Origin of the sequence: Photobacterium malacitanum, assembly GCF_900185615.1 — a bacterium.
In the GTDB taxonomy this organism is placed as follows: domain Bacteria; phylum Pseudomonadota; class Gammaproteobacteria; order Enterobacterales; family Vibrionaceae; genus Photobacterium; species Photobacterium malacitanum.
The window spans coordinates 63,275-77,825 of record NZ_FYAK01000010.1 but is presented as its reverse complement, the minus strand read 5'-3'; the positions used below and the strand labels follow the sequence as shown (position 1 = coordinate 77,825).

General features: G+C 40.7%; 5 protein-coding genes. 3 read left to right on the top strand and 2 right to left on the bottom strand.

Annotated features, from left to right (window positions below):
• Positions 1-388: 388 nt before the first annotated feature.
• Positions 389-4,765 carry a M36 family metallopeptidase gene (locus tag PMAL9190_RS16615; RefSeq protein WP_087846133.1) on the top strand — a complete coding sequence of 1,459 codons (4,377 nt, stop codon included), beginning with the start codon at positions 389-391 and terminating at the stop codon, positions 4,763-4,765.
• 82 nt (positions 4,766-4,847) lie between these two features.
• On the opposite strand, the gene ptsP is transcribed toward PMAL9190_RS16615, so the two are convergent.
• Both ptsP and PMAL9190_RS16605 read right to left on the bottom strand, forming a co-directional pair.
• On the bottom strand, positions 4,848-7,343 hold the full coding sequence (ptsP, locus tag PMAL9190_RS16610) for a phosphoenolpyruvate--protein phosphotransferase (protein ID WP_087846132.1): 2,496 nt from the start codon (positions 7,341-7,343) through the stop codon (positions 4,848-4,850).
• A 28-nt stretch (positions 7,344-7,371) separates the two neighbouring features.
• Complete coding sequence (locus PMAL9190_RS16605) at positions 7,372-7,689, bottom strand: PTS fructose transporter subunit IIB (protein ID WP_087846131.1); 318 nt, start codon at positions 7,687-7,689, stop codon at positions 7,372-7,374.
• A 790-nt stretch (positions 7,690-8,479) separates the two neighbouring features.
• On the opposite strand from PMAL9190_RS16605, the gene PMAL9190_RS16600 reads away from it, so the two are divergent.
• A complete protein-coding gene (locus PMAL9190_RS16600; RefSeq protein WP_087846130.1) occupies positions 8,480-11,380 on the top strand; it encodes a GH92 family glycosyl hydrolase in 2,901 nt (966 codons plus the stop codon).
• 375 nt (positions 11,381-11,755) lie between these two features.
• On the top strand, positions 11,756-14,431 hold the full coding sequence (locus tag PMAL9190_RS16595) for a molybdopterin-dependent oxidoreductase (protein ID WP_087846149.1): 2,676 nt from the start codon (positions 11,756-11,758) through the stop codon (positions 14,429-14,431).
• Positions 14,432-14,551: the final 120 nt, after the last annotated feature.

Genomic DNA, 14,551 nt, shown 5'->3' with positions numbered 1-14,551 from the left:
GCTGATAGATAAAAATACCGCAGACAATGATCCACAATATGATATTGGCAAGAATAAAAGCATCAACTGCCCAATAACCTGTTTGCATTACTCTTTCCTTATTGTTTAAGAGGCTGGAGCAATTGCTAGCAACATGCTATGCGTTGGTGGTCATAGTCGGTGATTTTAAGATGATGAACTAGCTAAAAGCTGCCGTAAAACAACCAATAAACGCTAGATATGTTTGAATGCGATCTGCATCATTTTGAAGATGGGAAAAAGGATTCATTGTTATGGGGTATAAAGGCATTCTTTATAATAAGACATAAGCAATTATAGGTTATTACTATAGTTTTAAATTGTGTCAGGAATGCTGACTTTATAATTTAAAATTATAGAAGGTTGTATTATGAAAGGATTGCACTATTGGTATGGAATATTACTGGGTGTCTTACTCTCACTCATTGGGTGTAATGAGAATAGCGCCAAGGTTGATACTGTAAAGGTCGATTTTTCGCCTAAATTTAGTGCATTTCAAGTATTAAATAATAACAATCAAACAACGGCCAAAAATGTTCAAGCACCTATTTTAATTGCGGGAAAACTAACGGTAACGAATCTCGATGAAAATACCACTGAAGATTTTGATTGGAAAGCCTATTTAGATGTCGACAGTTTTGCCATATCATCTGCAACCACTTTGGGCTTAGCCCCTGCTAATTATCATTTCGTGCTTAATTTACAGCATAATCAACAAGCTTATTATGGTGAGTTGACAACAGCAGTCACGAACGGCAATGCGTTAATTGATATGGTTATAACGCCAGTTTTAGGCAATATTGATACTCAAATATCGGTTAATCCTGAAATGGCGAAATTATTTTTTAATGTTGATGCGGCGCAATTAAACCTATTGGCATTGAATAACCCTATTGTTGGAATTGCGATTGATAATGCCGCAGAGATGAAATTTGCGATTAATCCTGCCACTTCACGTTCCAATCTCTATTTTAATATTGCCTTTGGTAATTACGATCTCGGGGTTAATTTTTATGATGATAACCAACATATAGGCAAACTGGCTTTACCTAATTCAGCATTAGTGATTGACGCAACAACGACAGATATTCAGTACGATATTATTCCTTTAATGGCTATTGCTGTGTTTAACTTTGACGCTCAGGGAGATAGCACCAACTTAACTATCGAGATTCCAAGTAATATTGTTGATCATGTCAATGGCCTTAATCATTTACGTACTCAACTAAAAGTGATCAACCCTGATAGCATGATTGTATTTGATAATGCGATTACGCTAACGCCAGCGACAAGCCCAAATACGGCCTACCAAGCGACGATACCACTGAATCTCAGTTTTGCAGATGCTAATAGCGACGCGCTTTATTTAACCCTTAAGTTTTTTGATGAAAGTAATCAGTCGGTGAGTGCTTTTGCTAGTTGTACCTCAGATAACTTTATTTTAGCCAAACAAGATAAAACCTTGGGTTGCCAAGTGACCTTTAATGATTCTGAGGTTGATGTAGTGACGGCATTAAATGCGCAATTTGTGGTGAATGTCTATGACGCTAATGGTAACCCGATCAAAGGCGCTGAAGTTTATATTGATGACGCGCCAACACCGATAGGTATTACAGGCGAAGATGCCTTTACCACTGACGGAGCATTGGTCTTTATGGCTACTGTTGGGGCGCATGATATTAAAGCGCAAGCAATTGGATTTACGGCTCAAAAAGCCGTGACTGCGGCACCATTAAGTATTAATAACGTTGATTTATATTTATCACAACGCCAAGATACAACCGATCATCTTGAAACGGCCAATTATGATATGCGAGTTGCAGCAACGGCCAATGTTAATATTACTCCCACCACGACACAGCTAAATGCACAAACAACATTGGCGCAGCGACTACCGACGTTGAATGTCGATTACGATAAAAAAACCGGTGTTGCGCGGGTTATCTATAATCAAACCGGTTATTTAACCGAAGCTGATCCGACCAAATCGACAGCAGTGGTCGTGATGGAGTTTCTTAATCAACAACGTGGTTTACTACGGTTATCTGACACCGATTTGGCGAATGTCAGTCAACAAGTTCGTCAAACACAAGCGACGGGTTCACAACGCTATTACTTTCAACAACAACGTTATGGGCGTGATATTTTTAATGCCTTACTACAGGTAAATGTTAATCGTGATGGGCGTATTTTAAGTGTTAACAATGGTTTTTCACCCGCGGTTGATCAAGTCATTGTTAATAAAGCAACCCCGGCGGTGTCTGTGCAACAGGCGATCATTAATGGTGCTCGAAAAGTCGGGATCAACCTGACTCATCAACCAAAGATCGACAGCGAAGATCTTAGTCGTGACGATCAAAAAACGACGCTAACGGCAACAACAGCCTCTAAAGAGCCGATCGAGGCTACATTGGTCTATTTTCCTGTCAAAGGTGATCAATTACGTCTTGCGTGGAGTTTTATTTTATTTACCCACGATCAACGCCATGTTTACCAAATGCTGGTGGATGCTCAAAATGGTGATGTATTGGCATTCTTTGATCAAGTAGACAGCGATAGTTATGAGGCGTTCCCCATTCCGGTTGAATCGCCAAACCATGCTACGCCGCTAAATAGCCGTCAAGTGCTCACTAACCCAGCAGCCAGCCCTGGTTCACCATGGCAGTGGCATGATCTTGATGCCAGCATTGGTGCTGAATATACCATTATGCGTGGTAATAACGTTCATGCTTACAATGATTCGAATAATAGTGGTTCACCAACAGGAACAGAGCCTGATTGTGGTGCTGGGCTTAACTGTTTATTTCCATTAGATTTAACATTGCCACCAGCAGATAGTAGCTACGCTGCAACAGCCAATTTGTTTTACTGGAATAATATTATTCATGACATTACTTACCTGTATGGCTTTGATCAAGCATCCGGTAACTTTCAGGTGAATCAATACGGTGGTGCTGGGCTGGGTGGTGATGATGTGCGGGCTGAAGCACAAGATGGCGGCGGTTATAACAATGCTAATTTCTATACCCCTGCCGATGGTAGTCGACCTCGAATGCAAATGTATTTATGGAATTTAACCACGCCTGAGCGAGATGGTGATTATGATGGCGCGATTATTGTTCACGAATATGCCCATGGTATTTCTAACCGCTTAGTTGGTGGCCCGACTAATGTTAACTGCTTAAGTAACTATCAACGCCCATCAGAAGGGATCAGTGATTTATACGCCATCATGTTAACTCATCCTGCTGGAATGACAGGGGCGGATCCTCGCGGCATGGGAACTTATGTGCTTGGACAACCAATAACTGGCGCTGGTATTCGTCCGCAACAATACAGTACCGATCCTGCAATTAATAATTATACCTATGAAAGTATTACCTCTGGCATGTCAGTACCTCATGGTGTTGGCTCGGTATGGGCACAGGCTGGTTGGGAAGTGTATTGGGCATTAGTCAATGAACATGGTTTTGATAGTGATTTATATAATGCGATGGGAGGCAGTGGTAACCAACGCGCGTTGCTATATTTTACTGAAGGACTAAAAAATACCATTTGTTCACCAAGCTTTATAGATACCCGTGATGGTGTTATTCAAGCAGCAATTGATAATTACGCTGGTGAAGATGTGTGTTTAGTGTGGCAAGCCTTTGCAGATTTTGGTTTGGGCGTTGATGCGACTTCGGTTAGTAATAATAGTCTAAGTGTGACTAATGGCTTCGCGATCCCTGCTGCTTGTGATGATACGGCTGATGTTTGGGTTGAAGATACTCATTATGATTACACAGGTACCGCGCCAGATACCGGTAATGAGCCTGACGCAAATATGGTTGGGCAAAGTATGTGGCGCAGTAAAGCCATTTGGAACCGTACCACTGTTGGTAGTACAGGTAGCCATCAAAACCCTGAATATGGTCAGCCAAACGAAATCAACGTTAATGTTAAGAATCGCGGTGCAGCCACAGCCTTTAATACCACGGTTGAAGTGTATTGGGCGCATGCAGCAACGGGACTATCATGGCCTGCAGATTGGACGTTATTGGGCACAGATACCATAGGTAGTTTAGCTGTCGGTGCTGATACGAATGCGACAGTAGGGTGGACACCACCAAGTACAGGCCATTACTGTTTAATTGCGCGGTTAGTAAACCCACAAGATCCCATGACTAACCCAGAAACCAGTAATATTAATTATAATACCCGTTATAACAATAATATTGCTTGGCGTAATATGAATGTGGTTGATTTATTAGCTAATTTAACCCAACAAATCAATTTTATTGCGCGTAGTATCGCAAAGGATAACAGCCCTATTATTTTACAGATAGGTACCGCAGAACAGCAGCGCTTTTTACAACAAGGCGGTCAATTACAGATCAATTTAGTTAACTTTACCGGTCACGATGAATGGCAAACGATCACTCAATTACCGCATATTATTCGTAACCTAAATGCGGTTGGAACCTCAAATAACCAAGGTCAAAATGAAGGGGTGGTTAAACTACTGTTTAAAGCTGATCCAATGGCAATCACAGATAATATTCGTGGTATTTACCAACTTGATGTGATGCAACTTGATGACAATGCTAATCAAGCTAATGGTGGTATTGCCTATGAGATAATAACCCGCACTCATCTGACAGATAGTGATAATGACACCGTACCTGATATTCAAGATCTTGATGATGATAATGATCAGCAACCAGATACGGTTGATAATTTCCCACTGGATATGTCACGCCAGTAATTTGCTGATAGCGTAAAATAATCAAGCCCCGCAATGGCTGTTTAATGGCAACTGCGGGGCTGTTTTTTATCTGGTTTAAGGCTTATAAACCAATTTGTTCAGTAATAATGGCAATAATTGCTTCTGGTGACTCTGCTTGGCGTAAGCTATCACGGAAACTTTCATGAATAAGTTTGCGCGCAAGGCCAGCAAAGATACGCATGTGCTGATCACCTTGGTCTTTATTCAACGTTAGCATGATAACGAAATCGACGTCGCCAGAGTCAGACATCCAATCAACAGGTTTATCAAGGTGAGCAATACTGATACTTGAATGACGAATATGGTCAGATTTAGTGTGTGGAATCGCAAATCCATGCCCTAAACCGGTTGAGAATACTGCTTCTCGTGCCCATACATCTTCTTCTAACTTATAGGCGTCATCAGTACGGCCTTGAATACCTAAGTTACCTACTAGCGCTTGGATCACTTGTTCTTTATTAGCAAAGTCAGCACCTTTAAATACACATTGCTTAACTAATATTGGTTTAACTTGGGCTTGAGCATGACGCTGTTCTAGTAATGTCTCAACTTCTTCAATGGTGGCGCACTCACATGCTTGTGCAAATAGTGTTTGGCTATCGGCAAAGTTAATTTCTGTAAGTTGTGCTTTGGTAGCGGCAATCTTTGGCGCACTCATACTGATTTCATCAAGGCCAGCGCCAACAAGTAGTGGTAATACTTTACTGTCTGCACCAAGCTCGCCACATAAACCTACCCATTTACCATGGCTATGAGCAGTAGTAACCACTTGCTTTAATAAACGTAAGAAAGCAGGCGCTAAGCTGTTATACAGTTTTGATACACTGGCGTTATCACGATCAACCGCTAATAAATATTGGGTCATATCGTTTGAGCCGATGCTAAAGAAGTCGACTTCCTTACAGAATAAATCGACAATAAATGCCACTGATGGAATTTCAACCATAATACCGAGCTGAATATCAGCATCAAAAGCGATGTTTTGGGCTGTTAATTGCTGTTTAACGTGTTCTAGCTGTTGCTTAACCCAGCGGATCTCTTCAATGCTCTGAATCATCGGAATCATGATTTTGGCTTTACCGTGCACCGAGGCACGTAAAATAGCCGTTAATTGGGTGTGGAACAGCGCTAAGAACTGCGGGTAAATACGTACCGCACGGTAACCTAGGAACGGGTTATTTTCATGGGGGAGGGCAAGGTAATCAATTGGCTTATCACCACCAATATCCATGGTGCGAATGATCACAGGCTTACCATTAGCAGCAGTTAATACTTCTCGGTAATGATTAAATTGCTCTTCTTCATCAGGTGCTTGGTGACGATCCATAAATAGCATTTCAGTACGGAACAGACCAATACCTTCTGCACCTTGTGCAAACGCATTATCCACTTCGACTGAACAGGCAATATTAGCAGCGACCTCAATCGTGTGACCATCAGCTGTGGTTGCTTGCTGGTGGGCATACTGACTTTGCTGTTGTTTAAGCGTATTCGCCAATGTGATGGCACGATCGAAGTAACCACTAACTTCAGTGCTAGGCTCGATAGCCAGTACCCCTAACTGAGCATCAACATAAACATGGTGATTTAATGCCCTCGCACAGTCTTTGATTTCAATGCCAGACAAGGTTGGAATATTAAACGCTCGCGCCAAAATCACGGTGTGTGAAGTGCTACCAGCATGGGTTAACACCAAGCCTTGCAGTAACGTTTTATCCAGCCCCAAAAATTGACTTGGAGTTAAATCGTTGGCGATCACGATACTGGGTTGCTGGAGTGAAAATTCAGCTTGGTTATCAAGCACGGTTGGGTAAGCGGCGGTTAATAATTGGAGCGATACATCTTTGATATCCAGTACGCGTTCACGTAAGTAACTGCTTGCTGACTGTTCAAGTTGATGACACAGTTTTTCCATCACTGCCAAAATAGCATTAGCCGTTGAATGGGTTGCTAGTAGTGCTGTTACGCCATCAATGAAGCTGGAGTCATTAATAATCGCTAAATGGGCGCTAGTGATTTCCTGCTCGTGGTGTGATCCCGTAGCAATGATATGATTTAAGTGAGTACTAACTTGCGCGAGTGCTTGCTCAAAACGTTGTGCTTCATTGTCATCGTGTACTGCTGTTGCAAACTGTTGTGGATCGACTTGGCTCATAGCAACTAAAACACCACAACCAATACCAGGCGCAAGACGTTTACCGGTGATCAAATGTGGCTGGTGGCGTAACAATGATTGCGGTAACACGATCTCGTTATCATCAGCTAAGGTCTCTAATGCTTCATCACAATGGGGAAATTGTTGCTCAATATAAGTTTGAAGTGTCTGACAAGCCAGTTCACTGTCTGCGCCTTCAAAGCGCATGGTGCAGTTATCATTTAATAGCGTATCTGTGCCCACTAAGGCTAAAACACTTTTTGCATCACCTGAATTATTCGTGCGGTGATTGGTGAGTGTAATTTGACATTCAAATTGGCGGCACTGTTGTTCTACATGATTGGCTGGGCGAGCGTGAATGCCATTAGGTAATACGCATTGAAACGAAAATTGATGAGTCATAAATAAAACGCCTTAAATTTATTTAATATTATTGGTGAGTTAACAACAGTTGCTGACATTGAGAAAAAATGCGTCGTGGATGCTGGAGTGCATCTTGAATAGAAACTTCTAGACAGCGATGTTTATTAAAACGATCGCTTTGCTCGACATTGATGTCGGCGGCGAGAATAACAATATCAGCGCGCTCAACATCCTGTTCGGTGAGGCGATTTTCAATTCCCATTGCTCCTTGGGTTTCGACTTTTATTGTTATTCCAAGTTTTTTTGCTGTCTCTGTGAGTTTGTCGGCAGCCATATAAGTGTGTGCAATTCCTGTTGGACATGCGGTGATCGCGACAACTCTCATGGTTTTCTCCTGCTGTTAAATAATCAAATGCTTGGGCAATGGGGTCAATATAAGCACTTCATTGTCAGCAAGATAGAAGAGAAACGACGCTTTTATAGGACATTTGTAACCGTAATAACCAACCGTGATAAGGATCTCATTGCTTTTTAAGCTGGAAGTGACCTAACGTACTAGCATTTTTGTGCGTAGCAAATGGAAACGTCAATGTTGCTATAGCTGTATAGGGGAGATGATTGAAAGAATACTAAGGAATATATTGATGAGAATAAGATATAAATAAAAAGGCAGCATGAGCGGGGGACTGCATGCTGCTAAAAATCATTACTCGGGGAAGACAATGACAAAAAGACATATTTCATTTGTAAACATATTATCGATAATTTTATAAATATTGAAACTAGACAAAAGATGCTTTAATAGCACAAATATATCCATTGGTTTTTTATGTGATATCACGCAGCCTAAACCAATAGTTAGGCTCTGTGACGATTGTTATTTAAATGAAAAATTAATGTATATCATTACTCATAATTCAATAATTATAAACTGTGATATTGAGCCAAAATATCGCCATATAGCAATGGGAGCTTTGTTCCAGCTATTTATAACCGCTACAAATATGCAGTGAATGCGTAATTAATCCTATATCGCCCTCAGTATTTATTCTTAATAATGCTCGCCAATAACGATGCAGAACATCATTTAAGAATAACGATCAAATTATGTTCGTGGTCATGAATGATAACTCTGACTGTGAACATCAATTAAATCGATAACAAAAGGATTTGAAATGAAATTCAAACGTACTCTACTTGCAATGGCCGTTATTGCTGGCACATTTGGTCTAACAGGCTGTGATGAAGAAACCAACAATATTACTGTTACTCACCCTAATAGTGGCGATACCTTACCGCCGGTAGAGGAAGGGGATAAGCCTGTCTGTCCACCAACAGGTGATGAAGATTGTGATGATAAGCCAAGCACAGAAAAGCCAGTGATCGATATGGGTGTCCATGTGCCAGTTGAATTAGATGGCATGGATGTTACCCGTTATGTGAACCCTTTTATTGGTACTGGTAATTTAGGCAATACTTACCCTGGTGCAACAACACCAAACGGAATGGTGCAACTATCGCCTAATAATGGCTCTAACGGTTGGGAATATATCTCAGGCTATTACTACCATGATGCACGTACCAGTGGTTTCTCGCATACTCACCTTTCAGGGGCTGGCGCGGGTGATCTCAATGATATTTTGGTAATGCCAATTAACTCGCGTTCTGATTTTATGATCAATGAAGGCTCAGCAACGCTTAACTTAGAAGCCTCGCATTTTAAACATCAAGATGAACAAGCAACAGCGGGTTACTATAAAGTTGATTTACTTGATTATGATATTACTGCCGAGCTAACTGCTTCTGATCGTGTTGGTGTTCATCGTTATACGTTCCCGCGTGACCAAAAGTCAGAAATCATTGTTAATACTGGTTTTAAACTTAACTGGGATTACACTTCAGACTCATTTATCCGTTGGGATAAAGACAATAACCGTTTGATTGGTCACCGCTTATCTGATGGTTGGGCTGCATCTCAAAAAGAATATTTTGTGATGGAGTTTGATCAACCGATCAAAAATGTTCGTTTTGCTTATTACGACAAAGAGACTAAACAATACGTTAATGCGCCGGCTGATTTTACTGAAATAGGCTCAATTAAAGGCTCTCAAACTTATGATGCTATAAATGATCGGGATGTGTTTGGTAAATATCAATATGCACGTGCTTATGTTGAATTTGATACCGAAAAACAAGGCTTAACCGTTGAAGCAAAATTAGCTCTATCAAGCACCGCGATTGGTAACGATGGCACTAATAAAGCACCATTAAGCGGTGCATTCTTAAACTTGACTGAAGTGGCAAATAAAAACTTTGATCAAGTACGTTTAGATGCCACTAATGAGTGGGAAGCGTTATTAGGTAAAGTCAAAGTGGAAGGCGATGAAGCCTATAAGCAGACTTTCTATACCGCGATGTACCATGCATTCTTAGGTCAAACCACCCACTCAGATCTGGATGGTAAATACTACCGTGCCTTCCAAGGCCGTAATGCTTATCCAAAAGGTCGTCCATCGTGGGGTAAAGAAGCACCATTAGTGGATGATATTCGTTTAGCTGATGCAAATAACGATGGTGTGGCCGACTTTACTCGTTATGATACTTTCTCACTGTGGGATACATACCGTAACGTGCAACCGCTTGCTTCTATTTTGACGCCAAATGCATTAGCTGATGTGGTGTTATCAATGTTGTCGTATGCAGAAGAAGAATTTACACCTTTAGATGCAGAAGGTAATGCTGGTCAACCACGTAAAGGTCGTCTACCTGAATGGACATTTAAAGGTAACGAAACTGGCATGATGATGGGGATGCACTCAACTCCGGTTATTTATGATGTACTGGCAAAAGGTATTCTTGATGCGCGTATGACTGAGCTTGGCTTTAGTCAAACCGAGCAAGATGATATTAAAGCGCGTTTGATCAATGCGATGGTAACCGATGCACGTAGTGGCTCAGCTGTTTCGTGGATCAGTGAGTATGAAAAAAATGGTTGGGTGCCAGCACAGCTACATGATGTCGAAGCTGATGCGTATGGTAAGCACTCACCATTTAAAGACTCATGGACAGCATCATACTCACTTGAATATTCAATGAATGATTGGATGATCGCTAAATCAATTGCCTTAGTGTTTGGTGAAGAGGATTCGCGTTACACGGAATTTGCAGACCGTTCTAATAACTGGCAAGCACAGTTCGATTTTGGTGGTGAGCCTAATACACCGTGGAAAGGCTGGTTTAAAGCCCGTGATTATAATGGTCAATTTATTGATAAGAACTGGGTCGATCCGATAACTGATGGCACGGCAGGTAAAAACTGGCGTCCTGATATGTTTAACTGGGCGTTCTCAGAGTCGAACGGTTGGCAATACTTCTTTAGCGTGCAACACGATATGCATGGCTTAAAAGATCTCATGACTCAAGTTGATCGTAAATCTAATCCTGACGCTAAAGATGGCGCACTATTTGCCGCCCGTTTAGATGAATACTGGTCAACTTACCCAGATCGTAATGCTGGTGATAACCAATTCCCAGTGTTTAATACCGGTAACGTTGGTCAACATGTTCAAGGTAACGAACCCGATCTTCATGTCCCGTATTTATATAACTACGTAGGTCAACCATGGAAGACTCAAGCAGCGATTGCGGCATCGACTAACGTTTGTTACGACAACACTGCCGATGGTATTTGTGGTAATGATGACTTTGGTACGCTATCAGCATGGTTTGTATTCCGAGCTTTAGGTTTCTACCCAGTGAATGCGGGCAGTATCTATGAGATTGGTACGCCAATGTTTGAAACGGCTTCAATTGATGTGGGTAATGGTCAGTCGTTTAATGTTACTGCGAAGAATGTTAGCCGTGACAATATCTTTATTCAAAATGCGACCTTTAATGGTAAAGCGTTCAACCGTACTTACTTAACTCATGATGAAATCATGTACGGTGGTGATTTGGTATTCACAATGGGTGATACGCCAAATAAACTATGGGGAGCGGCTGCAGACTCAACGCCACCAGATACGGGTATTGGTGAGTTCTTACATGCTGATTCGTTACCTGCTGGTGCGCGATAATTAATAATAAAATATAAGCATTAATTGAAATTACTATTTTAAAAATCCTACGGTGTTTATCGTAGGATTTTTTTTGTATTTTTTATATTCAAATCATAATCGATATCAAACATTGTATTGTTTATAAAGTCATTTATAGAATCAGTGTTTGTTATATTAAGATTTATTTTAAGCTGAAATAAAGCGTAATATTCATAATATATCCATATGTATAAATAAAAAAATAAAGCTATTAAGAATATTTGATAAATTATGTATTGCTAATAAATACCACTGACAGCAAGCGATTTGTTGTCACTAGTTAGTGTTAAATTAAATACGTTGAATATCATTATTTTCAAGACGCTTAGAATATAAATGGCAATTGGAGATATTATGCCTATTTCTCGTCGTAACTTTTTAAAATCAGCTATTGCCACGGCTATTGCAGCAAATGGTTTAACATTATTCCCCGCAAACTTTGCATTTGCTGATGATACAATTTTAATTCCTAGTGCGAGTCACTGGGGGCCTTTCTATGGTGTAGTAAAAGACGGAAAATTAGTTGGTATTCAACCGCGTAAAGAACTTGATCCACAGCCAACTGAAATGTTACTAGAAGGCTTATTAAGCCGAACTTATAATAAAACACGTATTCAATATCCAATGGTACGTAAATCATATTTAGAAAATTTAGGTGGGGATACTAAACCTGAATTACGCGGTAAAGAACCGTTTGTGAGAGTAAGTTGGGATACGGCATTACAATTAACAGCCAGTGCTATTTTGCATACCATTGAAAATAAAGGTAACCAAGGTATTTTTGATTCATCTTATGATGGTTGGTCAAATACGGGGTTATTACGCCCACCTGTTGTTCAAGGACGTTTCTTTAATTTAATCGGTGGTTGCAGTACCACGATTGGTGACTATTCTGCGGGTGCTTCAACTGTTATTTTGCCGCACATTGTCGGTGATATGGAAGTATATTCACCTCAAACAGCGTGGCCTGTTATTGAAGAAAACACCGAAGTATTTGTGTTAGTTGGCAGTGATCCTTGGAAAACCAACCGAGTTGAGTTTCGTGTCGCAGATCATCAAATGCAAAGTCATTGGCTGAAGTGGAAACAAAAAGGGATTAAGTTCATTTCAATTAACCCTAAACGAACCACAACCGATCGTAATTTAGACAGTGAGTGGGTATCAATTATTCCCGGTACTGACACTGCGTTATTTAATGCGATGGCTTTTCATTTACAAGATCAAAAATTAGCAGATCTTGAATATTTGAAAAAATATACCGTTGGTTATGAACAATATCTTGATTATTTATTAGGTAAACAAGATGGTGTTGCCAAAACGCCTGAGTGGGCGGCTAAAATTACTGGTATTTCAGCGGCTGAAATTAAAAAGCTCGCAGTACTATTTAAAACGAAAAAAACCCAAATTGCAGCTGGTTGGGCAGTGCAACGTGCTGATCACGGCGAGATGATCCACTGGTCAATTATTAACTTTGCAGCTATGGCTGGTAAAATTGGCAAACCTGGTGAAGGCTTTGGTTTTAGTTGGCATTATGGTAACGGCGGTATGCCACAATCAGGTGCTTCATTGCCTGTGACATTAGGTCAAGGCTTTAACCCTGTCTCTGCGGGTTGTCCGGTTGTTCTGCAAGCTGAAATGCTACGTAATCCTGGTAAGTCATTTACTTATAATGGTCAAACGTTAAAATTCCCTGATATATCAATGGTATATAACTCAGGTAATAATCTGTTCTCACATCAACAAAACCTCAATGCTTTGATTAAAGCAATGAATGATAAAGTTGAGACTTATGTCTGTCAGGATACATGGTGGTGTGCGTCAGCGCGATTTGCCGATATTGTTTTACCCGCAACCAGTGCATTAGAGCGGATTGATATAACGTCTGGTGGCACCTATAGCAATAATAAAGTTTATGCTATGCAGCAAGTGATTGAACCTTATGGTGAAAGCTTAGATGACTTTGAAATTTTCCGTCGTTTAGCCAAAATCTTCCATGTAGAAGATAAGTTCACCACTGGTAAAGATATGATGACATTGCTGAAAACAGCATATGAATCATCCACTGCCGCTAAAATCAAACCGTTTGATGAGTTCTGGAAAGATGGTGTTACCGTGATGCCAACGCCAGAAAAAGCGGATTACTGGCAACGTCATGGCGCATTTTATGATGATCCAGAGAAACACCCATTACATACGCCATCAGGTAAAATTGAGCTGTACAGCGAATCTATCGCTAAAATGAAGCTTGATGATTGCCCACCTGTACCAACATATATGCAGCCGTTTGAATTTTTAGGTAATGCTAAAAAAGGTCAATTACATATTCTGAGCCCACACCCATGGATGCGCTTACACTCACAAATGGCAAACGCAGATACCAATAGTTATGAATGTGTTGACGGTCGTCAGTATTTGTTGATTAACGAACAAGATGCGCATGATCAAGGTATTGTTGATGGCGATCTTGTCGAGTTACATAATGAACGTGGTGCGCTACTTTGTGGTGCTAAATTATCAAAAGAAGTTCGCCGTGGCGTTGCCTGTCTTCATGAAGGTGCATGGTTACAGTTAGATAAACTAGGTCGTTGTAATAGTGGCCAGATTAATATTCTGACATCAGATCAATCATGTGGCGGACTAAGCCAAGGTACCAGTGCGAATACCTGTTTGGCGTATTATAAAAAATGTACCAATCCATGCTCACCTAATAAAGCTTATGAGCCACCAATGATACAGCAACCGACTGGACCGAATGATGGTTGTATTTTACCTATGGTTGATTTGAACATTGATGGTCGTATAGCCTTACTGCATAAAGCCAATGCGAGTAAAGCGGCACCGAAGATTAGCCGTGGTCAGGAAATTTTCTATGCTAGTTGTACTATGTGTCACGCAGCACCTAACCCTGCAGCACATACACGCGCGCAATGGGAAGGGATCACGCAAAGTATGTTCCCTCGAGCAGGGTTAAGTGCTGCTGATCGTAAACTTGTTTTAGAATATTTAGATAAACACGCAGCAAAAGCATAGTAACGTTAATAAACCGCAACAACAACATTGTTAGTTATTGATTAACAATGATTAAAATCGAATCCTATGCAAGTGGGATTCGATTTTTTTTTATGAAAAATAGCAATAATGAGGTCAAAG